We start from the raw sequence: 26,293 nt of genomic DNA, 5'->3' as shown, positions 1-26,293 counted from the left end.
AAAACTAGGAGCTGAAAATAAATGTTGGGGGGCTAAAAAAGAAAAAGCCCCTATTCCTTTGAGAGAACTGGGGCTGGATGGAAGCCATGGCCTGTGTGGAGATCAAGAGAAATGAACACAATCTGGCTATCCGACATACCTAATGGCCGTATCAGGGCAGGTTGAGAGAGAGAGCCCCAACACTTTCACTAAGTATGCTTGCCAAGCAGTTGGGTAGGTACGCCACGTCTGGCTAGTTACCCTCTGCTTTGTCTGGACGTCCTTACTATTGTAGTAGAGACATCGCAGAGTTCGGCAACTGTTTCGCTTGAGCAAGAATCGAGGTACCCGCTTGTTGCAGGATCTGGTTCTTGGTCATTGCGGTTGTTTCCTTGGCGAAGTCGGTATCTTTAATGCGGCTGTTCGACGCATCAACGTTTTCTTGTACATTCGCTAGGTTATTAATACTGTGGCTGAGACGGTTTTGCTTAGCACCCAAATCAGCACGCTGTGAGTCCACATACTTAAGCGCAGAGTCGATAACCGAGATGGCATTCTGAGACCCGGCAACGGTGGTCATATCGATATCTTGAACGGTCGTTAACGTGCCTTCACTAGATAAGCCAAGCTCTGATGCTAGATTTCCAGAGATGGTCATGTCACCTTCAAGCGCAGGCTCTGCTACAAAGATTTGTAACTCACCATTATCACCAACGGATGCGCTCACAAGGTCTGACTGGCCATTAATGTAAGTCGCTAGCTGCTCAATATCGTCACCCGCTTTGGCGAACAGGTCGATAGACACTTCTTCACCCGCTTTGGTGGTAAACTCGAACTTAAGGTTGTTGGCATCCGGAGCTACTGACCAGTTCGCGTCTTTAGCGTTCTCCGCCGTAAAGGTAGTACCCCCCATACGGAAGTCGTCAGCACGAACACTCGTCAAACCCATAATCATTGCTTCACCTGAGTTTGCGCCGATTTGGAATGACGCATCGCCAAACGATCCATTCAACAGGCGGCGACCACCAAATGATGTCGTCTCTGCAATACGGTTAAGCTCCGCTTGCAGTGCCATTGATTCTTCGTTGATTGCTTGGCGCTCTGACGGAGAGTTTGTGCCGTTCGATGATTGAATCGCAAGGTCACGCATACGCTGCAGGATATTGGTCGACTCGTTCATCGCACCTTCAGCGGTTTGGGCAATCGAAATACCGTCGTTTGCGTTTCTCATCGCAACATCAAGACCACGAGACTGCGCTGTAAGACGGTTGGAGATTTGCAAACCCGCCGCGTCATCTTTCGCGCTGTTGATCTTGTGACCCGAAGACAAACGTTCCATCGACGTATTAAGGTCGTTCGAGGACTTGTTGAGATAACGCTGTGCGGTCATCGCCGAAACGTTAGTACTTACTGTAATTGCCATGTTGCTCTCCTAAATGAGTTCGCAAGCGTTTCAAGTTGGATTGCGATCAAACCACCAGTCTTTGGCTAAAACCGGCCGTCTACATCCACCTGATACCCCGTATCAGATGGAGTATCTAATCATTTTCACGTAATCAAGCTTTGCTAAAACGGCAAAGTCTTGGTTGTTCAAATCTTATTAATACAAATCACGTGCCAAGTTTTAAAGTTAATCATGAATAATATTTATAATGTTTTATTTCAATCACTTAAATCAATCACATCTGATCAGTAAATGAATTAAGTGCTATCTATTGATACAAGTGGCAAGGCTCTAGTCTACTGGCTTGCCGCTTCGTCGTTTCAGCTTTACCGCTGTCGTTTCAACACTACCGCTTTCGTTATCTGCACCTAAGGCTGAGCTCATAGGGCAACCGATAACCAGAGAGGTGATCAATCTTATAGATAGTTAAACAGTGTTAAGTCCTTGGTTTTACCAAAGGCAAGCTGTGACGCCTGCAAAGCTCTTGAGTTCTCTTCAAATTCGATAACCGCTTTTGAATAATCAAGATCTTCAAAATTACTTTTTGAGCGAGCCAGCGAGATCTTAAAGTCTTCATGCTGCTGCTCTTGAATATCTAGGGTGTTTAGCCTCGCACCTACGTCCGTTCTGGACTTTGTTAGATGCAGAAACGCAGCGTTAAACTCTTCTGTCACCTGGTGAAGCTGCGCATTAGAGCTCGCATCCGATACGTCGTAGTCCATCCAATAGATAGCATCTCTAAAGCTATCAAATACGCTAAAGGTTTGGCGAGGCTCTAGCTCTATCGCATCACCAGGCGTAATTTGACCTTTAATGCGAATGTTCAAGCCTTCGTACTCGACCCCCGTTTTAGGGTCGAAGTCGCCAGCTTTGACCACTGAGCCATTCTGCTCAAGCTGGTAACCAAAACGATCGTTACCCATGTCGACAAACGTCACTTTATAGCGATTGCTGTCATTCGAGTTGGTGTTCGTCGCTTTGTCGAGCAGTAGCTCAGAAGCGTTTTGTAGCTGGTATTTGGCCGCATAGTCACCAAACGGATTATCGACTTCCATGAACAACTTACTGCCAGGATCACTCGTCGGGATTTCCATGCTGTTTGAGATGCGCATCTTGCGCTGATAATCATCACCTGCGTACGACATTTTGCCGTTGCTGTCGACAAAGAACGGCTGTGTCTTTGGCTTGGTACCCGCAAAGGTGTAGTTACCGGACTCGTCTTGATTGTTGGCCAGCGCTAAAAAGTTGGCGGCAAGCTCTTCAATTTGACGCGCTTTCGCTTCTCTATCTTGTGGTGATAACGCGCCGTTGATTGACTCCATCGTCAAACGTTTGGCGTGATCGGTGAACTGTTCTGTCTCCCTTAGCATCACCTCTTGGTGCTCTAGGCGGTTGCGAGACAAAACAATAGAATCTGTGTGTTGCTTAAGCTGCTCGGTTTGCTGACCAACTTTCTGTAGATAGTGAATCGCCAGTGGATCATCTGCCGGCTTTTGCAACTGTTTGCCAGACGCTAACTGCGCCTGGTTGTGGTGAATCTTGTTCTCTTGCCTGCGCAAGTCATTTTGAACTGTCTGATAGCTGTGAAAGCTAGAAATACGATTCATCATGCTCCATCACCCCCTATCGCAGTGCCAAAATGGTATCGAAGGTCTCATTCGCGGCTTGCATCACTCGCGAAGAGGCCATGTAAGCTTGTTGAAACTTCATCATGTTTGCGGCTTCTTCGTCTAGGTTGACCCCAGATATCGATGCAATACGGCTTTTTGCTGATTCATGCTCTAGATTTGCCACTTCTTGTAGGCGCGTCGCCGTCGAGGCTTTAAGACCTACGTCAGTGTTCAAATTGTGGTAAACATCGATTAGCGTCGACTCACCACCATTCATGGTCTTATTGGTTTGAATGTTCAGCATTTTACGCAGGTTGCCGTTGTCACCTTCAGCAGGGTTTAGGTTCGCGGTGAACTTGTCGCCCGGTAGAGCTCCGTCGGTAAGTTCAAACGTCGTCCCCAAAACAGTGACAGGTTCTGTTGGCGGATAAAGCTGCGGCGTTAATAGCACGTTGCCTTTGGTATCAGTGACAGCAAACTCTTTGCCTGTCGGCGATACATGAACCTCGAACTCACGAAGTTGCCCTGCGCCAGTAATCGTAAACTTCGCGTTACCTTGTGCATGAGTCGTTGAAGCCTCGAAGCTGTGAGCGGCAATGGTTTTCGGATCTGTGGTTGCCATTTGCAACGTTGCGGCACCATTTCGAGTTGGGCGAAGCAACAGCTTCTCACCAGACTCTGGCGCATTTTTGATGTTAACCACCATGCCATCTAGATAAAAAGCACTCGCGCCAGCATTGAGCTCAACGATTTGATTCTCACCGTTGGGCTTAGTCACCACATAGTTAGCACCATCGTATTTCAACGCGTATTCGCCGCCTTGTAGCTCACTGGTGTCGGCGATATACACAGCGACATCTGCTTTTGAATTCGGAGATGCCACCACTCGCGACTTGGCTATTACCTCGGTATTTACGTCCACAAAGATGTCCGCACCGACTTGACCATTAAGGTCTAGACCCTGCCCCTGCAACTTGTTCACTTCAAAGGCGAAGGCGGTAGATAAACGCCCAAGTTCATCCATGATGTACGGGATTTCTTTGTCGCGTAGGTCGAGCATGCCTTCAATTTTACCGCCAATATCATCGGATTTAATGGCTTTTATCCCTTTGCCCTCGACCATTGCCAAGCGTCGTTGGTGAACGTCGGGCACGCCGTCGATCATCTTCAACTGGCTGGCTTCAGTACCAGAAACTAGGGTATGACCATTACCGATATGAACGTTAAAACCTTCAGCATTTGCGCGAGGAGTCACCGTGACTTTGGTGTATTCCGATAACTCTTTTACTAACAGCTCATGCTTATCCATGAGATCGTTATGAGGCCCCGGCGTTCGCATCATCAAACGGTGAATATCTCGGATTTCAACCGCAAGCTGGTTAACACGCTCAATGCCCATATCGAGCTTTTTATTCGCAGTGTCCGCTTGTTGGCGAACAGACTCGTGAAAGTTGTTCATGGTTTGGCGAATCAGATCTGCTTTCTCAAGCACCACTTTACGAGCACCCACATCATTTGGGGTGTCGGCGAGTGTCTTAACAGAATCGAACCAGTCGTTGAGGTTTTCTGGGATTTTCTTGGATGCCACAGAAGACAGCATACCCGAGAGCAAATCTAGATTTGCCAGATTCTCGTTGCGATAGTTCATCTGTGTGGTTGCCATGTTTAGCTCTTTAACGGCAAACTGATCCCACGAGCGGCGAACATTTTCCACATGCACGCCCATACCGTAGGTTTGCCCCCCAAACTGCCTAGGGTCATTGGTACCCTGGATGACAGATTGACGGCTGTAACCCTCTGTATTTGCGTTAGAAATGTTATGACCAGTCGTAGTTAACTGTCTCTGAGCTGTGAGCACACTTTGTGTACCTACATTCAGAAGATCTGACGCCATATCGCCCCCAAAAACCTCAAAATCGGGCAAAAATCAGTATGATTTGCCCGTGCTTATCTTAGTAAATGCAAAGTACATGCCACATGATGTAAGCGATTATAAATACGTGGTTTTTAAGAAGAAAAGAGACAGAATCTAGCGCTTTTAGATGGATTAGTTGGCGTTAAAAACAAACTCGCTCGACATAGGAGCCGAGCGAGAAAAAGTATAAATAGAACGTAAGTTACATCGACATGTCGTCAATCTGCTTTTTCACTCTTAATACCTTATCCGCGTAACTTGGGTCTGTTGCGTAACCCGCTTTGTGAATATCACGAATAAAAGACTCAGAGCCTTGGTTACGAGTCAGTGCGGTTTGGTATCTCGGGTTTTCATTCAAGAACTTCACATAGTCATTGAAGCTGTCTTCATAGCTACGATAAGAGCGGAATGCTGCGCGCTCTTGAACAGGTACATTTTGATGATACTCAAGGGTTTGCGTTGCCACTTTATCGCCATGCCAACTGCGATCAGCCTTGATATTAAATAGGTTGTTACTACTACCCTGGCTATTGTTGACCACTTTCTGCCCCCACCCTGTTTCGAGAGCGGCTTGCGCCAATAGCAAAGAAGAATCAACGCCAAGAGAGCGCGCTGCGCGATCCGCATAAGGTTTAAGCGAAGACACAAAGTTCTCTGGCGTATCAAAATCCACTGGCTTGGCTTTCGTTCTTGGTCCATCAAGTCCCAGTGCTGCAGCCGTTTGGCGTGCTTTCGCTTCATCGTATGGCTGGCGCTCCGGCAAATCGAAGGCTTGACTGCGAACTCTTAGCTCAGTGTTTGCCGCTGCCTGCGCTTCAGGAGCACGAGCGCTACCAAGCTGCGCTACGATCATGTCAGCAAGACCAAGCGAACCTGAGGAGCTCAGTTCGCTCGCCATCTGGTCATCGAGCATTTGACGATAGAATTGACCGTTGCCGTTATTGGTTAAGTCCGACTCAAAATGCGTATTGGCATCACGCATGGATTTCAGCATCATCGAGGTAAAAATCGATTCAAACTGACGAGCCGCCGCATTCAATGCCGCTTCGTCGTCACCCTCTTTACCGCTAACGGCTTTCTGACGAAGTGAGTCAAGGCTAGCGATATCGTGAATGAAACCAATGTCGTTCGGGTTTTTCATCATGTTGCTGGCACCTTAGATAACGATCAACTGACCTTCGATGGCACCAGCATGCTTAAGTGCCTGAAGTATAGCCATAAGGTCAGAAGGTGCCGCACCTACCTCGTTGACTGCTCGAACCAAATCATCGAGCGTCAGACCCGGCTGGAAGTTAAACATCTTGCCTGAGCCTTCAGATACTTGAATGTCAGAGTTAGGAACCACCACCGTATCACCTTCACTAAAGGCATTCGGTTGGCTCACACGCAAGTTTTCTTTGATTGCGACTGTCATGCCACCGTGCGTAACCGCAGCGGGCTTCAGCTTCACGTGCTTGCCGACAACAATGGTACCGGTGCGCGAGTTAACAATGATTTTGGCGCCGCTATCCGCGGTATCAAACTCAACGTTTTCAACTGCAGAAAGGAAAGCAACACGTTGGCTAAGGTCACGAGGCGCACGCACGCGAACCGAGGTCGCATCCAATGCATTCGCCATTTGTGGACCTAGGAAGTCGTTGATGGCATTCGCCATGTTTTGTGCAGTGGTAAAATCAGACTCTAGCAGGTTAAACGTGATGTAGTCTCCGCGAGAGAACGGACTTGGCACTTCACGCTCCACTGTCGCGCCACTAGAAATCATGCCCACAACCGGGTTATTGCCCACGATCTTAGAACCGTCTAGACCTTCGGCACTGAAGCCACTGACCACTAGGTTGCCTTGAGCAACGGCATATACTTCGCCATCAAGACCTTGCAGGAATGTTTGCATCAGAGTGCCGCCACGGAGGCTTTTTGCCGCACCAATAGAAGACACGGTAACATCAATTTTTTGACCCGGCTTAGAGAAGGCAGGCAGATCAGCCGTCACGATAACTGCCGCAACGTTTTTAAATTTTGGCTTGAAGCCAATTGGCATTTGAATACCAAACTTCTCCAGCATTGAGCGGAAGCTCTGCTCAGTAAATGGCGTCTTCTCACCTGTACCAGGTAGACCTGTTACCAAGCCATAACCCACCAATTGGTTGCTACGAACACCGGCAACCTCTGACACATCCTTGATGCGTGCCGCTTGCACACTTGCCGCGGCAAAACACAAACCTAACAGTAAAAACGTAAACTTTTTCATGATGTTACCTTAAAAACAAACAAACCCTCTTAGGAGAGGGTTTGCCGCTTACGATTCGATTAATCCTATCCTATAGGGATACATTAAAAAATCGTGCCAAGAATCCAGGTTCTTGCATATCTTGTTGGTTTCCAGTGCCAGAATATTGAATTCGCGCGTTAGAGATACGGTTTGAAGCAATCGTGTTATCAAACTCAATATCATCTGGGCGGATAGTGCCACTCAAACGAATATACTCATCACCCGTGTTTAGCGTCAGCCACTTCTCACCACGGATCACTAGGTTACCATTCGCCAACACTTCAATGACCTCGACAGTAATCGAGCCAGAAAGACTGTTGCTCTGGTTTGCTGATGCATTTCCTTTAAAGCTGTTGTCATTTTTTAGCTCATAAGAGAAATCATAGTCGTTAACCGTGACCGGTCGTCCGCCAACAAACAATGGGTCCATGGATGAATCGTTGGCTTTCGACAAATCTGCATCGGCACTTTTTGCCGCTTTGGTCGCTTCATTCAATTCCACGGTAATGATGTCACCAATGCCGCGCGGTTTTGAATCGTCATACCAATCACGGGCATAGTGGGTGTTAAATAATGAACCCGTTGCCGCTGCATAATGCTCAGGCTTGTTTTTGGGATGAATCGGTGCCCATGCAGGGTCATCCGCAATTGGGTCGGTACGACCACGCAACGTATCAACAATACCCGAAGATTGGCTGCGATCGCCCTCAACCGCATCAACGGCTGTGGTGCTGTCCGCCACTTCGTCTACGGATTCTTCCTGTCCAAACTGTGCACAGCCAGATAAAACAGCCAACAATGAAATACAAAGTAGTTTTCTCATTTGTCATTTCTCCTGTTATAGCTGCTGGTTCGCGAAGCTCATCATCTTGTCGACAGACGAGATCACTTTCGAGTTCATTTCATACACGCGCTGCGCTTCAATCATATTAACCAGTTCTTCTGTCACGTTAACGTTTGAGCTTTCAAGCGTCGACTGACGAATCTGACCAAAGCCATCCAATCCAGGTACACCCTCGTTTGGATCGCCACTCGCACCTGTTGGTAGGTAGAGGTTCTGACCAATTGGCTCAAGACCGCCTGGGTTGATAAAATCAACCGTCGTAATGTTACCCACTACCTGGTTATCTTGCTGACCACGAACACGTACTGAGACTTCACCGTCGGTACCTATGGTGATTGAGATTGCGTCTTCTGGGATGGCAATTTCTGGCTCTAGCGCGTAACCCGCACCAGACGTCACGATGATGCCTTCATCGTTAAGGGTAAACTGACCATTACGGCTATAACCGATGTTGCCATCTGGCATTAGCACTTGGAAGAAACCATCACCTTCGATCATCATATCTAGGCTGTTTGTGGTGGTTTGAGCGTTGCCTGGTGTGTGGATTTTTTGTGTAGCCACTACCTTAGAACCCGCACCCAACATCAAGCCACTCGGAAGCTCCGTGTTCTGAGATGACTGACCACCAGGCTGGTTGATGTTCTGATAAAACAGATCTTCAAAGACAGCGCGGCTCTTTTTGTAGCCGACAGTCGATGCGTTCGCCAAGTTGTTTGAGATTGTTGAAATATTGGTTTGCTGAGCGTCTAAGCCAGTCTTACTTACCCAAAGTGCCGGATGCATATTCTTCCCCTATGTCCTTATTAACCCATGCGAAGCAGTGAATTAGACGCTTTGTCCATGTCTTCTGCTGTGCTCATGAGTTTCACCTGCATCTCAAACTGACGCTGCAGATCGATTAAACTTGTCATTTCACCAACGGCATTCACGTTACTGCCTTCGACAGCACCTGTCATAAGCTGAACGTTCGCGGAAGCCTCAAAACCCAGCTCAGGGTCTTTGCTGCGAAATAAACCATTGGTGTCTTTGAATAGTGAGCGGTTGTCGGTGTTCGTAAGCTTGATACGATCGACGATTTCCATTTCATCCGCTGGAGCATCTTGAGGGATGACCGACACAGTACCATCGCGGCCAATTTCAATTTTTCTCAATGGAATAGGCACGGTGATAGGCGTGCCTTGCTCACCTAACACTAGGTGACCGTTGCTGTTAGACAGCAGACCGTTTTGGTCAACGCGTAATGCACCGTTTCGAGTTAGACCTTCTTTACCGGTTTTATCCAGTACAGAGATCCAGCCTTGCCCCTCGATAGTGACATCTAAATCACGACCGGTAGTCACGACACTGCCTTGCTCAAAGTTGTGCCCAGGACGCTCTGTCATGCTGAAAACACGACTTGGCATACCTTCCCCATACGCTTGCATTGAGCGCGCTTGGGCAAGGTCGGCACGAAAGCCTGGTGTGCTTGCGTTAGCAAGGTTGTTAGCTCTTAACTGCAAAGCGTGCATATTTTGCTTTGCACCGCTCATCGCGAGATACAGGGCACGATCCATTGATAGCTCCAATATTCAAAGTACGAGAGCTATAAAGCAATCTCCGTGCCAAATAATTTATTCTTTACTTATCAGTAGCATATGATTGAAATGGGCTATTTATAGCGATCATGGCAAACGTGGCAGGTGCGGCAATGGCAATGAAAAACGGCAAGGAGGCAAGGTAAGCGGCAAGGTCGAATGAAAAAAGAAACAACCCGTGCGGTAGATTTACATCTAGCACACGGGATAGAGTCGTCTTGATGACAGCGCTAAGGTTAGCGGATCTGTAGGATATTTTGTTGCAGTTGGTTATGAACGTCCAGCGCACGAGAGTTCGCTTGGAAGTTACGCTGCGCCGAAATTAGGTCCACCAGCTCTTGAGTCATATCGATGTTCGACTGCTCCAGAGTACCGTTGTTGATGGTACCAAACGAACCTTTGTTCGATTCACCCCAGATTTTCGCACCTGAAGCTGTGGTTGAATCCCACTGAGTACCACCTTTCTTATCTAGACCCTGCTCGTTCGCAACACGGACCATAGCAACGCGACCTAGAGTGACGTTTTCACCGTTTGAGTAAGTACCAAGTACGTTACCTTGCTCATCGAAGTCAACTTTGGTCAAGAAGCCTGTCGTTGCACCATCTTCTTGGAACTTGGTTAGCTCAAATGGAGCAGCGAACTGAGTCGCGCTGTCTAGAGAGAAAGAAAGCGTCTGTGCTGGATCAGCACCGTTCATTTCAACGCCGTTTTCACCCAGTGGTGTCGTCACAATTGGCTGACCATTGTTCAAGCTAGCTAGAGTACCGTCATTGTTAAAACGCATAGTATGACCAACGTGGCCCGTCGGGCTCGTTGCGTCACCGCCAGCGATATTCACCGGACGCTCACCGCCACCATCGGTCACCGTGTAGTAACTCTGCCACGTGTTTGGCTGAGTTTGATCCTTCACATAATAAGTCGTCATCTTGTAAGACTGACCCATTGAGTCATACATAGTCGAAGAAGTAGAACGGTTGTACGTTTCTGGATCGGTATGATCAAACAGCGCAGGGTCTTTTAGGTCACCATTCGCTGGAAGGTTCACACCAATCTCGATGTTTGCTGTTTGCTTTGGCTTACCAAACTCTGGCGGGATGTTGATAGGCTTAGGTTCATAAGAAACCACTTCATTGGTATCTTTGTTCACCTCGTAACCAAGCAAGAACTCATCGTTAGACGTTACCATGTAGCTGTCTTTGTTTAGGTGGAAAGCACCGTTACGAGTCAGCTCATTTTGCTGTGGAATTAGGCGATCTTTAGATACAGCAAAGAAGCCTGTACCACTGATGCGCAAGTCCATTGGGTTATTGGTTGAGATGCTCGAACCTTCGTGGAATTGCTGAGCAATTTTACTCGCTTGAGCACCGCCACCCGGAGTGGTCTTTGCATTCGTGAACAATGAGGTAGAGTACACATCACCAAACTCGGCACGAGACTCTTTAAAGCCATACGTGTTGGCGTTGGCAATGTTGTTACTGGTGGTGTTCAGATCTAGCTGTGCCGCAGATAGACCGCTTAAAGATACATATGACATTCCTAATCTCCTAATCTAACCAGCGGTTATGCTTTGCCGACTTCCAGTACTTCTGCGAGTCGAACTGGATTCTCAAAACCAGCTAGATTGAGCAGTACATTTCCATCGCCTTTGCCAAGAAGAACGCTGTTGACGTTAGCGTACGTCGACACTTCAAACTCTCGGCTTTCCCCTTCTAGTAAGCCAGATGCTTTCACATTGTATTTACCAGCAGGCATTGGATTACCTTGATCATCTTTACCGTCCCATTCAACGCGAGCGTCGCCACCTGGCTGAGCTCCCACATCAAAGGTACGGACTAATTGACCCATTTCATTTTCTACACGAACAAACAGGTTATCCATGGACTGTGGTAATTTCACCATCGCTGCCATGCCCGCATCCGCTTGCTTAATACCAGCAGCGCCTGGTACCAACACATCGCGACCTACTAACGAGGACGCTTGAAGCGCTTGGTTAGACGTCATAGATGAATTCAAGTTTTCAAACTGAGTATTCATCTTGCCGATACCATCAACTGTGGCAAACGACGCCATTTGAGCGATCATTTGGTCATTGCTGACAGGCTTGAACGGGTCCTGCTGAGACAACTGCTTGGTAAGTAGTGATAGGAAATCTTCTTGCTTGAGATCCTGCTTACCTGTGGTCTCTGCAGCTTTGTTTTGTTCTTGCAGATTTTTTAGTTGGTCAAGGTAGGATAAACTGCCTTGACCAACATTGTTGATTCCAGCCATTTGCTATCTCCTATCTCTATTGACCCATGCGCAAAGTGCTTAACAGCATCTGCTTGCTCGAGTCCGCTACCTGAACATTTGTCTGGTAAGAACGCGACGCTGAGATCATGTTTGCCATCTCTTCCATCACGTTAACGTTCGGCTTATAGATAAAACCTTCATCGTTCGCGAGTGGATGATCTGGGTTGTACTCTGCGTTTAGGGGCTTATCGCTCTCTACAATGCCCATCACTTTGACTGGCACAGTATGATCACGGTTGTATTTCGCTTTGCTAAGCTCAGCACCAAATACGGCATGACGCGCTTTATAGGTGTCTTTGGCTGAGCTACTAATACTGTCGGCATTAGCGAGGTTACTTGAGGTCGTATTAAGACGAACCGATTCTGCGCTCATGGCGCTGCCTGTTACATTGAAGACATTAAATAAGCTCATCTAGATTACTCCCCTTTGATCGCTTTGGTCATATTTTTGAATTTGCTACCTAAGAAATCGACAGATGCCTGATGTCTTAGTTGGTTTTGCATGAACAAGTTACGTTCTAGATCCACATCAACGGTATTGCCGTCTCCTGTATCTGGCTGAGTTGGAGTGCGGTAAAGCACCTCGCCAGAAACATTCGTAGAGGCAGAAATATGCCGTCCATCTGTGCGGCTAAGACCAATACTTGCCCCTGAGGTTGCCGCTCTTAACGCACGATCGAAGTCCATACCCTTAGCCTTATATCCAGGCGTATTTGCCTGTGCGATATTGGTAGAGATGACTTCAGCATTCTTCTCGCGTACCCCAACGGTATGCTGATGAATGCCTAGTGCATTGTTAAAAGAAATGGCCATTGAAACCTCATCGTTCAAAAATACGTGCCTGTGTAATATACAAAGCAATATCCGCGCCAAAAGTTACAAGACGACAAAAAAAGTAAATTTGTCGACTAAGGCGAACTCGATTCTCATCTGATTTACGCTATCGCAACCCTGGCGGAGAACAGTTTTGCAAAAAGCAGACCAAACAAGATGGCGGATGTCATTAGGAATGTCGTGACAAAAGTCATCCAAGCTCTTGCCTACCATCAGAATAGCAAACAAAAAAGCCTTGGCGAAGACCAAGGCTTTGAGAGATAAATGTTTGAGATGTGCCGTACTAAGATTTCAGCTTGTAGATGATACCCGGATTGCAGCGCACCATCTCAAATTGATCCGTCAAACCTGTCAAAGATTCGGATGCACCAAGCAATAGATAACCACCAGGGTTTAGACTTCGTGCCATCTGGTTGAGTACCTTAGCTTTCATGTCGGGCGAGAAATAAATCAACACGTTGCGACAAAAAATGATGTCAAACTTTCCGAGCAGCGCGTAAGAGTCCATTAGGTTCTGTGGTCTAAAGTTCACTAAACGCTTAACGTTGTCTTTCACCTTCATCTTGCCATTGCCGGAATCTTCGAAGAAGACACGACGACGCTCAGGCGACAAACCGCGACCGAGAGCAAGGTTGTCATACTCTCCTACTCGGCACATATCCAGCATAGTGCTAGAGATGTCCGTCGCAGTGATCGACACGTTTGGCAACATACCCGGTTTCTTGGTTTGTGTCTCAAGGACCGTCATTGCCATCGAGTAAGGCTCTTGACCAGAAGAGCTCGCCGCTGACCAGATCTTGATCGGACGCTTATTCGCCGCCATCTCTGGCAACAGTTTGTCCGCTAACACCGTAAACGGGTAGCCATCACGAAACCAAAGGGTCTCATTGGTCGTCATCGCATCAACAGCAGCAATACGCAGCTCACGATTACGTCCGGTCACGACATCTTTAAGTAACTGGGACAACGAGCCAAGACCAAACTTTGATACTAGTGGACTTAATCGGCTTCTTACCAAATACTGCTTGCTATCGCCAAGCACAATGCCGCATTGGGATTCCAAAAAGCGGCTAAAATCGCGATACTCTTGATCGCTAATGGTTATCGCTGTCATTCAATTCTCTATACTACTTTACTAAGGCTTGCTTTCTACCGACGAAGCGGTGACAAGCTCTCGTTCTTATTCATTTATTTAGTCAGCGATGACTGCGGCTTTAACAGCGCCCCCTAATTCTTCAGGGTTGAACTTAGCAATAAACTCGTTAGCACCAACTCGCTCAACCATCGCTTGGTTAAAGACACCACTTAGAGAGGTGTGCAGAATAATATGAAGATCTTTTAGATCTGGATGGCGGCGAACCTCTGCCGTTAGCGTATATCCATCCATCTCTGGCATCTCGATATCCGAGATGAGCAGTGAAATCTGGTCGTGAATATTACCCTCACCAGCCATTTCTACAAGCTTGTTGTAAGCATCTTTGCCATCTTTCACCAAAATCGACTCAAAGCCAATAGATTCAATAGCTCGTTGGACCTGTTTTCTTGCTACCGCTGAGTCGTCAGCAATCATAATGCGCTTAACAACTTGCTTCTGTTTTTTCTGCTCAGCTTCGGCAATCTCTGTCGCAATGTTGCTGTCCATGGTCTCAACCACTGGCGAGATTTCTGCCAAGATCTTCTCAACATCGAGGATCTCAACCAACTCGTTGTCGATATTGGTTACCGCTGTCAGGTAGTTGGCTTTACCTGCGCCTTCTGGTGGCGGCAAGATGGATTCCCAGTGCATATTGATAATGCGCTCTACAGAGCTAACCAGGAAACCTTGAACACTGCGGTTGAACTCTGAGATAACCACAAAGCAGTTTTCAATATCGGTCGTTGGGCGTCCACCCACCGCTAGGCTCAGGTCGATGACAGAAATAGTCTGTCCACGAATGTGCGCCACGCCCTTCACTAAGTGGTGAAGGTTAGGCATGCGCGTTAGTTTTGGGCATTGAAGCACTTCTTTAACTTTGAACACGTTAATGCCGTAGCGCTGGCGGCCCATCAAACGAAAAGTCAACAATTCTAGTCGGTTTTGACCTACTAGCTGCGTTCGTTGATTCACCGAATCCAAGATACCGGTCATAAGTTCATCTCCATCTCAAACTTTAAAGCTAAAAAAGTGATAGTCTATCTGGGCTTCTTAGAACCCGAGAAACAGAATGCTGTATTTTAAGACATCTTTTTTGCATACATCCAGTCACAAAATGAGGCAAGGGTGTAACTGGCTTTGCCTCTATATCGTCTGGCACGCGATATTCTTTAGCGTATTAACGCACGCAGCAACGCCTGAGCAAATAGAAAACATTCAAAAGGCTGCCCAAGCTCATGTTTTAGATACGATTGAGCAACCTCCGGGCGGAGAAATTATTGCAAACCCAGGCAATATCGACTCTCGCATCCATGCAACTGATTGCCCTGCACCGCTGCAGACCTCTTCCTCGACGACGCGTAATACCAGCAGTAATGTCACGGTGTTAGTCGAGTGTCCAGAAGACAACTGGCGAGTCTATGTACCGGTCAGAATGTCTATCTCATTGCCTATGGTGACGGCGACCAGACCACTTGCACGTGGCAGCCTCATTGAAGCGCAAGATGTCACCATGACCATGGTCGATAGAAATCGAGCAAGACGACAAGGGTTTAGCGACATGACACACGTTGTTGGCGCCAAGCTCAAGCGCAATGTCAAACTTGGTGATGTCGTTGAACGTAACGATGTTTGTGTGGTCTGTAGAAATGAAAAAGTCGTGATTCGCGCGGTGAAAAACGAAATGGTTATCTCGACGCGAGGTACTGCACTCTCTGATGGTTCGAACGGGGATCAAGTAAGAGTGAAAAATGACAAGTCTCAGCGTATAATTGAGGGAATAGTCACCGGCGTTGCAGAAATCACTGTTAATTTTTGATTTTTTTCTAAAGGTTTTCAGTTACCCGTCGATATGGACGGTATACATGCATATTATGTGTGACACTCATGACCGAATTCCGGTGCATGAAAACGCAATATTGAGCAACTATAAGGCGAAACTATGGCAGGCATTGATAACATTCGATCTGGACAGACGCTAACGACCACGAGTCGTGCTCCTGCTCGTTCGGACGCCAGCAAAGAGAGCGCATCAACTCCAGTTGGTCAATCTTCAACAAAGCAAGATGCGGTGACGCTGAGCCAAGGCGGTAAAGCCATTGGTCAAATGCACCAGCAGATGGCGAGTCAGCCAAGCTTTGACTCTGCTAAAGTAGCGGCAATTAAAGACGCTATTGCCAACGGTTCGTACACCGTAGACGCAGAGAAGCTAGCGGACAACATGATGAAGTTTGAAGACGAACTTGGCGGACTGCGATAACCGCTTTCATTTAAGATTTAGGTAAAGGTAATGGCAGCACTTGTCGATTTGATTGACTATCAACTCAAAAACGCAAAAGCACTGTCTCTTCTGCTAACGGAGGAGACGAAAGCCATTGCTGGGCGAGAATCGTCCGATATCGAGCGCATCGCCAAAGAAAAAATGACGCTCATCGGACAGCTGCAGCAAACAGACAAACGCTTAAGCGAACACCAAGACGTCCATCGTCTGACCGATGAGGCACCTTTGGCACAAAAGGTCGCCGACGTTAAATCCATTATTCTTGATTGCCAGCAGCTGAACGAGATTAACGGACAGAGCTTACAGCGTGCACAATTGAGCTTTAACAAGCTCAATAACCTGATGCAGCAAAGCCACGGAAAAATTGGCATGACCTACAACGCCGGTGGTCAAACGCACACGCTATCGACGCTGGGCACCAACCTAAAAGCTTAAACTGTCTTCACACACCCAATACAAAAAAGCGGCAATGTGTCACCACATTGCCGCTTTTTTAATGACGTTCGTTTCTAGAACAGAGTCTCACGCTTCTTCTCTGGTACGCGGCGAATCTCACCGTAGTCGCGAAGTCTATCCATCTTTTCAATGTCTAGTACCAGCTCAGTGACGTAGCTGTCGCCCACTTTGTAGCTTCGAACCACCTCAGCACCGCGAATAACGCCATCTACCGCACCTGTGGTCGACTCTACGCCTAGTCGCTGGTCCTGTAAATCCGCTCTTGCGGACACACGCAGGCCATAAACCTGTTCAGCGAGTTCACGGTAGGCATCAATCTTCGACGCGCGCATAGCACGAACTTGCTTCTCTTCATCGTTTCGACCAGTCTGCTCACTGATGCTGGCATAGCCTACAGCGGTAAGCGTGTTCTGATCCATAGCGCCAATTGGTGTACAACCAATCATTACCATGGCAAGCAAGGCGGCAAATATTACTCTCATCTTCATTTCCTATGGGCGTAAAATCACGGTCGTTGGTGTTGTCATTGTTGGGTCTGAACGAATCAGCACACCATCTTCGGTACGAATATGGTTCAACGTATCGAGGTCGCGACCAATACGGTCAGCCGGCAAGAAGCCTTGTGCAGATGCGACAACAATACGTGACTGCATACCAACCACACGTGCATTCACTAGCACACCGCCTTCTTGGCGTAACATAGTGCCAGTGAGAACAAATTGAATCTGTTGCTCTTGAGCGAGATCTTTCCAATCACGGCTGAGTGCGAAATCGCCTTGACGGGTCACCTGAATCGAACCGGTCGTTTTAAAGTCCACGACCTTAAAGCCACGGCGCTGCAATTGGTGAATAAAGCCTTCCGAAACCGAGTTACCGAGCCAGTTAGTTGCGTCCATGTTCTGCAGATCCACAAAAGATGCCACAGCAATAGGGGTGCGCGAAGACACGCTTGTGTTCGAGTTCACTAGCTCTTCGGTAAGACTTTCTACAAAGTAATCCATGGTATGACGCGGACTCTCCATCAGCATGAACTTGCTGCCAGAGTACGACTCTTTACCGTTATAGATTGGTGAGTAGGCACAAGCGGTCAGCGTTAACACTGATGCCATCAGTAGCCACTTTTTCATTACACACTCTCCAAAAGTTATTAATTGGGTCGATTGCAACACCCTCTTACAAAGGTTGGAACAATCTTTGCTATTCTCATTCTGTCCTAAATAAGAAAGCCCGCGCCAATATTCGCTGAGAATTACTAAGCAAATATTGTTCCGCATTTGGAAAGGTAGTATGAAAAAAATTGTTTCTTCTTTAATTTCAACGGCATTAATGACAATGACTGCCAGCAGTGCCTATGCAGAATGGTACGAAGTGACGGGCACCTCAACCATTGTCTCCTCTGAGAAGGCGGCAAGGATCTATGCGCTAGAAGACGCTGTCTATAAGGCGGTAGACTTCTCTGGTGCTGACATCGGTGGACTCGCAACACTAGCGCCAATGCTGGAAGACGACAGAGATCAATACCAATTCATCGACTCCGAAGTGCGCCATATCGTCATTGACGACAAGTACGTAAGCGGCAATCAGATGGTGGTCAAAGCCCGCATCGACATCTACCCAACGGCAAAGGCTTGCCATAAAGAGCAGTATAAAAAGACCATTGGCGTCGCCATGTTTGACATTGTTGATCCTCAGCAAGCGGTAATGGGTCAGATCTACAAGTTAGGTGAAGACTACAGCTCGGTTATCGACAAACAGCTTGGGGCTCGTTCTTACAGCTTCGTTTCCGTCGGTACTACCCGCTATGAAATCAACAAACGACAGCCTGAGCGCATTAAAATGATCGCTGACGATCTCGGTGCGCAGTATCTAGTGACTGGTGAGATTAAAGATCTTACTGCCACCATTGAGCAAGGCGGTCTGTTAAGAGACGACAAGATAAACCGCCAGTTCGCTATGGACATGGCAATCTTCGACGGCAAGACAGGTCATGAAATCTTCCAGCATACCTATCGTGAGATCGCTGAATGGCCGTTTGCAAAAACCAGTAAAGTGGATACCAAGAGTGCGCGTTTCTGGACCTCGCCTTATGGAGAGATGATGCAGCGCGTTAGCCGTAACATTATGCTCGATCTGGAGTCTGAGATTTCCTGCAAGATGACACTGCCAGAGGTTGTCGCCTCATACGGCAACAAGGTGACCATCGACCTCGGTCGCGTCCACGGCGTTCAAGCTGGCGACAAACTGCGACTATGGCACACAGGCTCGTTCATCGACCAAAACGGTCTACCACGTAATAAAGTCAGCCGCAGTGACATTACCCTAACCGTTTCTCGCGTCTACGAACGTGATGCCGAAGCCACCGTCGATCAACCTGCTCTCGCCAACAGCATCCAGATTGGCGACGTAATGCACAAACAGAACTAAATCTGCCACCGCGGGCTTAACTTATTCATATAATTGAGTAATATAAGTCTTAAGCTCCCGTGGCACAGCTGGATAGCGCGGCCCCCTCCTAAGGGGCAGGTCACAGGTTCGAATCCTGTCGGGAGCGCCATATAAAGTAAGGACTTAGCTGAATCATTAGCTAAGTCCTTTTTGTTTGTGTCCACAAAATGTCCATCACTTTTCAAATCACTCCACCATTGCTTTTCTCCCCAATTCCGTCACCATTAACCCCAACCTAACCCCACAAAAAAGAACCAATGAAATCATTGCCATGGAATGCCTGGTTGCTCGCTTCTGTTCAACCGTTTGTTTTATCTGTTGGAGCGCTGAATGTGTTTCTGGGCGGTATTGTTGGAGCTCAGCTTCATTCGGACCCAACACTGGCTACCCTGCCCGTTACCGCGCTCATTGTCGGGGTGTCGCTGAACATCTTTCCTGCGGCGAGAATTCAAAAGGCGCTAGGTAGAAAGCAGGCGTTTATTCTGGCGGCACTGGTCAGTAGCGTGAGTGCTTTTGGTGCGGCTTGGTCGATTGATAGTGGCAGCTTTTGGGAGTTCTGTTTTTGTGCTTTTCTACTTGGCAGTCAGCTTGCTTATGTTGGGCAGTACCGTTTTGCCGCCATTGAAAGCTGCAAGAGTGCCGCTCAACACCCACAGGTTATTAGCTTAGTGTTGGTGGGTGGAATTGCCGCAGCTTGGGTGGGTCCGGAGCTACTCAACATTGGTCAGGCGATTTCATGGTTTAATTCTGAGTATGCGAGAGCGTATGCGGCGCTTGGTTTTCTTGAGCTCATAGGTGCTGCTGTGCTCGCGGTTGCAATGAAGCCTCTGACGGTGCAAGAGAACGACACTGACGATGGTGAAGCGAGAGATCTATCCATTCTGTTTAGGCAGCCTATGCTGTGGCTCGCCATTGGTTCAGGCTTAACGGCGTATGCAGTGATGGCTTTTCTCATGACAGCCACGCCGCTGGCAATGTCTGGGCACGGACACGACATTCAAAGCGCTAAATGGGTCATTCAAAGCCATGTGATGGCGATGTACCTGCCCTCTCTCATTACGCCTATGATCATAAAGCGTATTGGTATTTACAAGCTGATCACTCTTGGCTGCGTGATATTCCTCATTTGTATTGCTGTCGCATTGCTTGGGCATTCTGTGCATCACTACTGGTGGGCGTTAGTTGCACTTGGAATAGGATGGAACTTCTTGTTTATTGGTGGAACATCGTTGTTGCCTCAGACGTATAAGCCAAGCGAGCGCTTTAAGGTTCAGGCGGTCAATGATTTTTCAATTACGGCTTTCCAGGCATCGGGGTCACTGGGTGCTGGAATCGTACTGTTTACCCAAGGCTGGACCTGGATGTTAGTTGCTTCGCTTTTCCCAATTGGGCTATTGCTTCTGCTCAATTGGGTAGTAAAGAAATAGTGGTGAAGAATATAGTGGCGAAGAGACAGAAAGGACATGTTACCCCATGAGGCGTTAAGTACGTGTCCCTTCTCTAGGCTTTAGCTGTGATTGTCAAAACTGGCGAAGTAGCCCTGACTGATAGTTCGATATATCAAGCTGCAAATTATACTCTTCGGTCAATCCATCCAGCTTTGACTGCGCTGCATTTAGGCTCGTCATTACGATTGTATTATCATCAAGTTGCCACAACTGACGCGATCCTTCGTAACTAAACTGAAGCGCTAACATGGCATCAGCATTGCCTTGTTCTGCCGCTGCCAGCAACTTTCTGTTTTTTCGGTAAATGAGGTTAAGCTCTTTCTTTAGCAGCCACACATAAACGACTTCTTTCATTTTGGGGTGATTCTTAAGTTTTAACAGGGTAAAACCTAGACCCAATGCACTCACCACGACACCAAGAAGGTTCCAATGAAAATGCGAGCCCGTTTCTGATGGGAAAAAGAATATCAAGCTTTGAGATATCGCTAAGCTAGAGACACTTAAGCTGACAATACATGCAATGATGACGATATTTAAACGTGAGCGATACAACTGCTTGTCGATAGATTGTAATTGCATTCTAAATCCAATGGCTAATAGAGTGATTACGCTTTTCTAGCCTTTAGAAGGACCGCTCCTAGAAAGGCCAGAAAGTCAGTAGCTAGGGCAAACATTACCAAGCATCCGGCAATGTATCCACAGTTGCTACGACAAATAGCGATAAACATTGAGATCACTGGATTCAATCGTCGTATCACCCTTGCTGACCACTTCAGATAAGATCTTCCCCGAACCACACGCCATCGTCCAGCCGAGCGTACCATGCCCCGTATTGGTAAACAGATTTGTAATCGGTGTCTTACCAATAATTGGCGTGCCATCTGGCGTCATAGGCCTTAATCCAGTCCAATATTCCGCTTTAGAGAAATCGCCGCCAAACGGAAACAAATCTTTTATGACCATGTCTATGGTGGCTTTTCGTTTCTCTGGAATTAGGGTGTTGAAACCAGCCAGCTCCGCCGTTCCAGCAACGCGTATGCGATCATCAAAACGGGTCATGGCAACCTTGTAGGTCTCGTCCATTACGGTTGAGGTCGGTGCTTTATCGGGATTAATAATCGGTACAGTCAGCGAGTATCCTTTAACGGGATAAACAGGTAGCGACAGCTCAACTTGCTTAAGCAAATCCCTTGAGTAACTGCCGCAGGCAACCACGTAAGCGTCAGCTTTGAAATCACCCTTGCTGGTACTAATACTGGTTAGTGCGCCGTTGTTTTGATTAAGGCTATGCACCTCAGTATCAAAGACAAAGTTCACACCCAATTGCCGCGCTTTTTCAGTGAGTGCGACGCAGAACTGATAGCAATCACCAGTTTCGTCACCCGGCAGATAAAGACCACCCACCAGCTTGTCTTTAACATCCGCAAGTCCCGCTTCCACTTCTAAGCATTGCTCTACGTTTAACAAGCTATGCGCAATGCCACTCTCTTTCAGAAGCGCCATATCTTTTTGAACAGCGTCTAACTGCTTTTCATCTCTGAATACCTGCAGCGTGCCTTTTTGTCGCCCTTCATAAGCGAGGTTTTCGCTTTCTCTCAAATGAGTCAAACAGTCGCGGCTAAAGTTCGCTATTCGCAACATGCGGGACTTGTTCTGGGCGTACTTCTCTTCGTTGCAGTTGGCGAGCATTTTTGTCGCCCATGAAACCAGCTCAGGAGATAGTGAAGGCTTCACCTTCAGAGGAGCATGCTCTTGTGTCAGCCATTTCATCGCCTTAAGAGGGATCCCTGGTGCAGCCCAAGGTGAGGAGTAACCATAAGAAATCTGCCCTGCGTTAGCAAAGCTGGTCTCTTTGCCGCTCGAGCTTTGGCGCTCTATCACAGTGACAGAGTGCCCCTCTTTCGCTAAATACCATGCGCTGGTTAAACCAATGACACCACTACCAATTACGATAACGTCCACACTATTCTCCTCAACTACCACTTAATTCCATAAACGCGCTCTCTAACCTTCTTGAATATTCCACAAATGCTCAATGGTTAATGGTCTCGTCGCGCCGTATATCGCTTTGTTACGACCGGTATAGTTCGCCCACATTTGATTACCATAATCGTAATGCCACCATTCACTGGGTAAGTTTGTAAACCCAGCTTCAATCATTGCGTTGTACAACAGGCGTCTATTTTGTGCTTGGTCTGTTTCAGGTGAATCCTCTAAAGCACTAGACCATGAACGCAAGCTGTTCTCATCAAACTGCGTCCCCATATCTAACAGTCGCCCATCGCTATCACACAGAGTCACATCAACAGATCCACCAGTCTGGTGAGGACTAGGACAGTTTGCATTAGTACTTGGCGGAGACACCAATGTCCTAGCGATTAGACTGATTTCAGATAGGCTCTTTTCCGCGTGAATCGGGGCTCTTTTGAGTTGGTTGATCAACGTCTCATACAGGTACTCTTGAACATGTATCGGTCGCCATCCATCCAATACCACTAAGCGAATACCATCTGGCAAGCTACGAGCTACCACCAGCAACTTATCGAACACACTTTCACGGACAAAGCACTCTTGTACCGCGTACTTAATCCCCATTTTGTAATAGGCGGGATAGCTCACGATATCGTCAGAAAGAGACAATGGAACTAGCCGCTCTCCGCATTCTTCAATTGCAATTCTCTCTAAACTCTCCCAGACCGGAATGTCTATCGAAGGAATTTTCATAGCGTCGATTTTTCTTTCCAACATCAGTTAAGTGCCCCCGGAATAAATAGAACAAAGTCCGGCACTAGAATCACAAGGAACAGAATTAATAGTGCGTAGAAAATGAAAGGGATGATTTCTCTGAACATGACTGCCAAATCGATTTTACTCACCGCACTCGCCACATACAGACACGCCCCCATAGGTGGTGTGATCAACGCGATGGTGATGTTCATCGTAATGACGATTCCTAGGTGTACAGGGTCAACACCTGCGTACGTGGCTATCGGCATGAAAACTGGCGTCAATAGCATGAGCGCAGATACCTCTTCCATCAGCATGCCGACAAAGAATGTAATGCCACTCAAAACAAATAGAATAATGATTGGGCTGTCGATAAACGGAGCGAGCAAGCTTGCGAACGCTGCGGGCACTTGAGCGTAACCTAATAGCCATGTCAGCACGGAAGACGATGCAATAATGATAAATATTGCCGTAGTGAGCTTTGCCGCATCAACAATCGCTTTTAGGATGCTCGACCACTTCAGTGTGCGCAGTATCAAACCAACAATCACCGTGTATAGAACAATAAGAGCTCCAGATTCCGTTGGTGTCACAAAGCCCAGAATAATACTTGAGACGATCAGTATCGGTGCGAACACAGCAGGCAACGCTTGCACGATAGCGCTACACACATGTTTAATACTCGGCTTGGTCTGCGAGGACTGTAAGTTGTGTTTTCTTGCATATCTCCAGTTGACGATAAAGAAGATTGCCCCCAACGCCAATCCTGGCATGATGCCAGCCAAGAATAAGTCTCCGACCGACGTATTCGTTAATGAGGCATAGATAATCATGAAGATACTAGGCGGAATAATGGGGCCGATTAGCGAGCTGCCTGCAGTGAGACTTGCAGCAAAACCTGTCGAATAGCCCTCTTTTTTCATTGCGGGTACCAAGAGTGTACCGAGTGCCGATGTGTCAGCTACTGCTGAACCATTCACGCCAGCAAAGAACACACTAGAGATAACGTTGACGTATCCGACACCGCCCTTTAAGTGACCGACGAGTGCCTTGGAGAGGTTCATTAACTTTGGCGTCAAACCACTCTCATTGAGTAGGTTACCCGCAAGAATAAACAGAGGGACCGCCATGAGGGAAAAACTATCAATGCCACTGAAAAACTGTTGTGGGATAATTCTAAACGCGAGGTCAATGTCGACAAAAAAGAAACCTGCAATAGAAGATACCAATAGGGAAATAAAAAGTGGCACCCCTAAAAATAAATTCACTAAGAATACAATTAATATTACAGTGATCATCGCAAGCCTTCCTTATTAGTTACTACACTCACTGTTTTAATTGCTGAGTAAAGGGTGATAAAAAAGAACCCAATAGGTAGTGCGTATAGGGGGATGGATTTACTGATCCCCAAGCCAATAGTCGTAAAGTTGGCAATAGAAACCGCATAGTGATAACTCGCATACGTCATGAACGTTGCGATAGCTGTTGTCACTAGATGGCGGTAGAAAACAACAATATATGGCAACTTACCTTTGGGAAGTTTATCTACGATGCTGAGTCGCATATGCTCATTGGTAGTGATTAATATGCCAGCCATCAACATGACAGAGCCAATTAAAAGATAACGCGCAGCTTCATCAACCCAAATTGGTGAGGAATTAAATATATATCTTGATAGCACACCACCAAGTAATACCACTACATTCATGAATAGACACAATGTAGATAAAGACAATAAGACTTTCTTTATATAGCCAAGCATATTCAACCTACAGCTCTAAAAGGTACCGCTATTGGCGCCGTATCGGCGCCAATGCTCAGATATTTCGCATTAATGCACTATTTAATATCTTTCATCGCTAGGTCTACCCAGCTCTTATCGATGCCTTGAGTTTCTAACCAACTGATATAAGACTCTTTTGATGCGTCTCTAAACTGGGCAATTTCTTCTTCCGTTGGCTGGTAAACCTTCATACCATTTTTAGATAAGTAATCGATTCTGTTTTCAACTTGAGACTGAACCGACTCTCTATTGAGTGTATTCGCCTCTTTGACTGCATTGAGTAAGATCTCACGTTGCTTGTCGGTAAGATTTTTCATTAAGTTGTCGTTGGCAACTAAGAACTGGTCTGAATACTGAACATTCGCCAGCGTTAGGTATTGCTGAACTTCATTCAAGCTACCCATGATGATGTACATAGGTGGGTTCATTTGACCGTCAGCAACACCCATTTTGAGCGCCATATAAACTTCGGTCCATGGAATTGGCGTACCGGACGCGCCAAACGATTCGTATAATGCCACTTGGCTCTTGTCCATCGCTCTAAACTTCAAACCTTTAAAGTCATCCGGCGTACGAATCTCACGCTTGTTGTTAGTGAAGGCAAGAAAGCCCCCCTCTTCCACGACAGCAAGAAGGTGTGCGTTGTTTCTCTGATAGAACTCAGTTTGCGCTTTTTTCCAGTAATCCCCCTCATCGAAGAACTTACGTGCCATGTCAAAATCGGTGAACATAAATGGGATGGAGCTGACAAATATTTCTGGGAAAATCGGCGAAATGCCTCCAAAAGATGCGATGTTAAGGCTAGGAGAATTAATCACTTGCTCCATACGCTCTTGTTCCTCACCTAAAATACTATTTGGATAAAGCTTTAATTCTATTTCGCCGTTCGAGTTCTTCTCGACAATGGACTTTAAGTTAGAAGCAAATAAGTGCACCGCGTTTTTATCTGCATCTGGTGCACCGTTATAACTTAGGTTGATAGACTGAGCCTGAACGAGACCAGACATCCCAAATACCCCAACCAACGCCAGCGCGGACAGTTTAAAAGCTTTTCCTTTACGAACCATATTCATCAACACCATCTCCATGTTATTTAACATATTAATAACTCACAATTCACATTACGGAGTGTGCGTTGACTTAACAAGATAGGAAGTGTTGACATTTTGTCAATTAAGGTAATTTAGAGGCAACAAAAGAGAGAATCGTGATTTCTATCTCAGTATCTCGTGAGAACCTATAGCGATAACAATAAGTTAAGA

At 47.0% G+C, this 26,293-nt stretch carries 27 protein-coding genes and 1 tRNA gene; 6 read left to right on the top strand and 22 right to left on the bottom strand.

What is annotated here, in order from left to right; genetic code table 11:
• Positions 1-265: 265 nt before the first annotated feature.
• The 14 genes from LY387_RS04200 to LY387_RS04135 form a co-directional block, all read right to left on the bottom strand.
• Complete coding sequence (locus LY387_RS04200) at positions 266-1,402, bottom strand: flagellin (RefSeq protein WP_042477729.1); 1,137 nt, start codon at positions 1,400-1,402, stop codon at positions 266-268.
• 437 nt (positions 1,403-1,839) lie between these two features.
• Entirely contained in the window at positions 1,840-3,033 is a 1,194-nt protein-coding gene (gene flgL / locus LY387_RS04195; protein WP_234495422.1) for a flagellar hook-associated protein FlgL, read from the bottom strand.
• Positions 3,034-3,046: 13 nt separating this feature from the next.
• Positions 3,047-4,927 carry a flagellar hook-associated protein FlgK gene (gene flgK, locus LY387_RS04190; RefSeq protein ID WP_042477724.1) on the bottom strand — a complete coding sequence of 627 codons (1,881 nt, stop codon included), beginning with the start codon at positions 4,925-4,927 and terminating at the stop codon, positions 3,047-3,049.
• 223 nt (positions 4,928-5,150) lie between these two features.
• A complete protein-coding gene (flgJ, locus tag LY387_RS04185) occupies positions 5,151-6,092 on the bottom strand; it encodes a flagellar assembly peptidoglycan hydrolase FlgJ (RefSeq protein ID WP_234495421.1) in 942 nt (313 codons plus the stop codon).
• A gap of 12 nt (positions 6,093-6,104) precedes the next feature.
• Positions 6,105-7,196, bottom strand: coding sequence for a flagellar basal body P-ring protein FlgI (locus LY387_RS04180; protein ID WP_234495420.1), 1,092 nt, complete (start codon positions 7,194-7,196; stop codon positions 6,105-6,107).
• 70 nt (positions 7,197-7,266) lie between these two features.
• On the bottom strand, positions 7,267-8,040 hold the full coding sequence (gene flgH, locus LY387_RS04175; RefSeq protein ID WP_234495419.1) for a flagellar basal body L-ring protein FlgH: 774 nt from the start codon (positions 8,038-8,040) through the stop codon (positions 7,267-7,269).
• 15 nt (positions 8,041-8,055) lie between these two features.
• Positions 8,056-8,844 (bottom strand): flagellar basal-body rod protein FlgG, encoded by a 789-nt coding sequence (gene flgG, locus LY387_RS04170; RefSeq protein WP_128650731.1) that lies wholly within the window; start codon positions 8,842-8,844, stop codon positions 8,056-8,058.
• Positions 8,845-8,864: 20 nt separating this feature from the next.
• Positions 8,865-9,614 (bottom strand): flagellar basal-body rod protein FlgF, encoded by a 750-nt coding sequence (flgF, locus tag LY387_RS04165; protein ID WP_128650732.1) that lies wholly within the window; start codon positions 9,612-9,614, stop codon positions 8,865-8,867.
• Positions 9,615-9,871: 257 nt separating this feature from the next.
• Positions 9,872-11,170 carry a flagellar hook protein FlgE gene (gene flgE / locus LY387_RS04160; protein ID WP_042477717.1) on the bottom strand — a complete coding sequence of 433 codons (1,299 nt, stop codon included), beginning with the start codon at positions 11,168-11,170 and terminating at the stop codon, positions 9,872-9,874.
• Between the two features lie 26 nt (positions 11,171-11,196).
• Positions 11,197-11,904, bottom strand: coding sequence for a flagellar hook assembly protein FlgD (gene flgD, locus LY387_RS04155; RefSeq protein ID WP_234495418.1), 708 nt, complete (start codon positions 11,902-11,904; stop codon positions 11,197-11,199).
• 16 nt (positions 11,905-11,920) lie between these two features.
• Positions 11,921-12,337 (bottom strand): flagellar basal body rod protein FlgC, encoded by a 417-nt coding sequence (flgC, locus tag LY387_RS04150; protein WP_042477714.1) that lies wholly within the window; start codon positions 12,335-12,337, stop codon positions 11,921-11,923.
• 5 nt (positions 12,338-12,342) lie between these two features.
• Positions 12,343-12,738: a flagellar basal body rod protein FlgB gene (gene flgB / locus LY387_RS04145; RefSeq protein ID WP_042477711.1), complete on the bottom strand. Its 396-nt coding sequence runs from the start codon at positions 12,736-12,738 to the stop codon at positions 12,343-12,345.
• A 304-nt stretch (positions 12,739-13,042) separates the two neighbouring features.
• Entirely contained in the window at positions 13,043-13,873 is an 831-nt protein-coding gene (locus tag LY387_RS04140) for a protein-glutamate O-methyltransferase (RefSeq protein ID WP_234495417.1), read from the bottom strand.
• A gap of 78 nt (positions 13,874-13,951) precedes the next feature.
• The gene (locus tag LY387_RS04135; RefSeq protein ID WP_234495416.1) at positions 13,952-14,887 is read right to left on the bottom strand and encodes a chemotaxis protein CheV; all 936 of its coding nucleotides are present in this window, start codon (positions 14,885-14,887) and stop codon (positions 13,952-13,954) included.
• A 76-nt stretch (positions 14,888-14,963) separates the two neighbouring features.
• On the opposite strand from LY387_RS04135, the gene flgA reads away from it, so the two are divergent.
• The 3 genes from flgA to LY387_RS04120 all read left to right on the top strand — a co-directional run bounded on the left by flgA (position 14,964) and on the right by LY387_RS04120 (position 16,607).
• A complete protein-coding gene (flgA, locus tag LY387_RS04130; protein WP_042477704.1) occupies positions 14,964-15,710 on the top strand; it encodes a flagellar basal body P-ring formation chaperone FlgA in 747 nt (248 codons plus the stop codon).
• Positions 15,711-15,833: 123 nt separating this feature from the next.
• Complete coding sequence (gene flgM, locus LY387_RS04125) at positions 15,834-16,151, top strand: flagellar biosynthesis anti-sigma factor FlgM (protein ID WP_042477702.1); 318 nt, start codon at positions 15,834-15,836, stop codon at positions 16,149-16,151.
• Positions 16,152-16,181: 30 nt separating this feature from the next.
• Entirely contained in the window at positions 16,182-16,607 is a 426-nt protein-coding gene (locus LY387_RS04120) for a flagella synthesis protein FlgN (protein ID WP_234495414.1), read from the top strand.
• 74 nt (positions 16,608-16,681) lie between these two features.
• On the opposite strand, the gene LY387_RS04115 is transcribed toward LY387_RS04120, so the two are convergent.
• The gene (locus LY387_RS04115; RefSeq protein ID WP_042477696.1) at positions 16,682-17,110 is read right to left on the bottom strand and encodes an LPP20 family lipoprotein; all 429 of its coding nucleotides are present in this window, start codon (positions 17,108-17,110) and stop codon (positions 16,682-16,684) included.
• Positions 17,111-17,119: 9 nt separating this feature from the next.
• Positions 17,120-17,755, bottom strand: a complete 636-nt coding sequence (locus tag LY387_RS04110; RefSeq protein WP_042477693.1) for a FlgO family outer membrane protein — start codon at positions 17,753-17,755, stop codon at positions 17,120-17,122.
• A gap of 160 nt (positions 17,756-17,915) precedes the next feature.
• Here LY387_RS04110 and LY387_RS04105 point away from each other — a divergent pair, with 160 nt between their 5' ends.
• From LY387_RS04105 to LY387_RS04095, 3 genes are all read left to right on the top strand, one after another.
• A complete protein-coding gene (locus tag LY387_RS04105) occupies positions 17,916-19,052 on the top strand; it encodes a flagellar assembly protein FlgT (protein WP_234495413.1) in 1,137 nt (378 codons plus the stop codon).
• A gap of 53 nt (positions 19,053-19,105) precedes the next feature.
• Positions 19,106-19,182 (top strand) — tRNA-Arg (locus tag LY387_RS04100).
• 148 nt (positions 19,183-19,330) lie between these two features.
• Positions 19,331-20,500: an MFS transporter gene (locus tag LY387_RS04095; protein WP_234495412.1), complete on the top strand. Its 1,170-nt coding sequence runs from the start codon at positions 19,331-19,333 to the stop codon at positions 20,498-20,500.
• 93 nt (positions 20,501-20,593) lie between these two features.
• Here LY387_RS04095 and LY387_RS04090 read toward each other — a convergent pair whose 3' ends face one another.
• From LY387_RS04090 to dctP, 6 genes are all read right to left on the bottom strand, one after another.
• On the bottom strand, positions 20,594-21,100 hold the full coding sequence (locus LY387_RS04090; RefSeq protein ID WP_234495411.1) for a DUF3087 domain-containing protein: 507 nt from the start codon (positions 21,098-21,100) through the stop codon (positions 20,594-20,596).
• A 126-nt stretch (positions 21,101-21,226) separates the two neighbouring features.
• On the bottom strand, positions 21,227-22,483 hold the full coding sequence (locus LY387_RS04085) for a D-amino acid dehydrogenase (protein ID WP_234495410.1): 1,257 nt from the start codon (positions 22,481-22,483) through the stop codon (positions 21,227-21,229).
• Positions 22,484-22,525: 42 nt separating this feature from the next.
• Positions 22,526-23,269, bottom strand: a complete 744-nt coding sequence (locus LY387_RS04080; RefSeq protein WP_234495409.1) for a M15 family metallopeptidase — start codon at positions 23,267-23,269, stop codon at positions 22,526-22,528.
• Positions 23,269-24,546, bottom strand: a complete 1,278-nt coding sequence (locus LY387_RS04075) for a TRAP transporter large permease (protein WP_234495408.1) — start codon at positions 24,544-24,546, stop codon at positions 23,269-23,271. The genes LY387_RS04080 and LY387_RS04075 overlap by 1 nt, the downstream gene beginning before the upstream one ends.
• The gene (locus LY387_RS04070; RefSeq protein WP_234495407.1) at positions 24,543-24,956 is read right to left on the bottom strand and encodes a TRAP transporter small permease; all 414 of its coding nucleotides are present in this window, start codon (positions 24,954-24,956) and stop codon (positions 24,543-24,545) included. The genes LY387_RS04075 and LY387_RS04070 overlap by 4 nt, the downstream gene beginning before the upstream one ends.
• 131 nt (positions 24,957-25,087) lie before the next feature.
• Entirely contained in the window at positions 25,088-26,131 is a 1,044-nt protein-coding gene (gene dctP / locus LY387_RS04065; protein WP_234495406.1) for a TRAP transporter substrate-binding protein DctP, read from the bottom strand.
• Positions 26,132-26,293: the final 162 nt, after the last annotated feature.

It is taken from the genome of Vibrio maritimus (genome assembly GCF_021441885.1).
GTDB classification, from domain to species: Bacteria; Pseudomonadota; Gammaproteobacteria; order Enterobacterales; family Vibrionaceae; genus Vibrio; species Vibrio maritimus_B.
The sequence above is the reverse complement of the archived record's forward strand: the minus strand, read 5'-3'. Positions and strand labels throughout refer to the sequence as shown.

Coding starts and splice junctions, on each gene's coding strand:
- LY387_RS04200 (WP_042477729.1), bottom strand. CDS start 1,402: ATGGCAATTACAGTAAGTACTAACGTTTCGGCGATGACCGCACAGCGT.
- flgL (WP_234495422.1), bottom strand. CDS start 3,033: ATGATGAATCGTATTTCTAGCTTTCACAGCTATCAGACAGTTCAAAAT.
- flgK (WP_042477724.1), bottom strand. CDS start 4,927: ATGGCGTCAGATCTTCTGAATGTAGGTACACAAAGTGTGCTCACAGCT.
- flgJ (WP_234495421.1), bottom strand. CDS start 6,092: ATGATGAAAAACCCGAACGACATTGGTTTCATTCACGATATCGCTAGC.
- LY387_RS04180 (WP_234495420.1), bottom strand. CDS start 7,196: ATGAAAAAGTTTACGTTTTTACTGTTAGGTTTGTGTTTTGCCGCGGCA.
- flgH (WP_234495419.1), bottom strand. CDS start 8,040: ATGAGAAAACTACTTTGTATTTCATTGTTGGCTGTTTTATCTGGCTGT.
- flgG (WP_128650731.1), bottom strand. CDS start 8,844: ATGCATCCGGCACTTTGGGTAAGTAAGACTGGCTTAGACGCTCAGCAA.
- flgF (WP_128650732.1), bottom strand. CDS start 9,614: ATGGATCGTGCCCTGTATCTCGCGATGAGCGGTGCAAAGCAAAATATG.
- flgE (WP_042477717.1), bottom strand. CDS start 11,170: ATGTCATATGTATCTTTAAGCGGTCTATCTGCGGCACAGCTAGATCTG.
- flgD (WP_234495418.1), bottom strand. CDS start 11,904: ATGGCTGGAATCAACAATGTTGGTCAAGGCAGTTTATCCTACCTTGAC.
- flgC (WP_042477714.1), bottom strand. CDS start 12,337: ATGAGCTTATTTAATGTCTTCAATGTAACAGGCAGCGCCATGAGCGCA.
- flgB (WP_042477711.1), bottom strand. CDS start 12,738: ATGGCCATTTCTTTTAACAATGCACTAGGCATTCATCAGCATACCGTT.
- LY387_RS04140 (WP_234495417.1), bottom strand. CDS start 13,873: ATGACAGCGATAACCATTAGCGATCAAGAGTATCGCGATTTTAGCCGC.
- LY387_RS04135 (WP_234495416.1), bottom strand. CDS start 14,887: ATGACCGGTATCTTGGATTCGGTGAATCAACGAACGCAGCTAGTAGGT.
- flgA (WP_042477704.1), top strand. CDS start 14,964: ATGCTGTATTTTAAGACATCTTTTTTGCATACATCCAGTCACAAAATG.
- flgM (WP_042477702.1), top strand. CDS start 15,834: ATGGCAGGCATTGATAACATTCGATCTGGACAGACGCTAACGACCACG.
- LY387_RS04120 (WP_234495414.1), top strand. CDS start 16,182: ATGGCAGCACTTGTCGATTTGATTGACTATCAACTCAAAAACGCAAAA.
- LY387_RS04115 (WP_042477696.1), bottom strand. CDS start 17,110: ATGAGAGTAATATTTGCCGCCTTGCTTGCCATGGTAATGATTGGTTGT.
- LY387_RS04110 (WP_042477693.1), bottom strand. CDS start 17,755: ATGAAAAAGTGGCTACTGATGGCATCAGTGTTAACGCTGACCGCTTGT.
- LY387_RS04105 (WP_234495413.1), top strand. CDS start 17,916: ATGAAAAAAATTGTTTCTTCTTTAATTTCAACGGCATTAATGACAATG.
- LY387_RS04095 (WP_234495412.1), top strand. CDS start 19,331: ATGAAATCATTGCCATGGAATGCCTGGTTGCTCGCTTCTGTTCAACCG.
- LY387_RS04090 (WP_234495411.1), bottom strand. CDS start 21,100: ATGCAATTACAATCTATCGACAAGCAGTTGTATCGCTCACGTTTAAAT.
- LY387_RS04080 (WP_234495409.1), bottom strand. CDS start 23,269: ATGTTGGAAAGAAAAATCGACGCTATGAAAATTCCTTCGATAGACATT.
- LY387_RS04075 (WP_234495408.1), bottom strand. CDS start 24,546: ATGATCACTGTAATATTAATTGTATTCTTAGTGAATTTATTTTTAGGG.
- LY387_RS04070 (WP_234495407.1), bottom strand. CDS start 24,956: ATGAATGTAGTGGTATTACTTGGTGGTGTGCTATCAAGATATATATTT.
- dctP (WP_234495406.1), bottom strand. CDS start 26,131: ATGTTAAATAACATGGAGATGGTGTTGATGAATATGGTTCGTAAAGGA.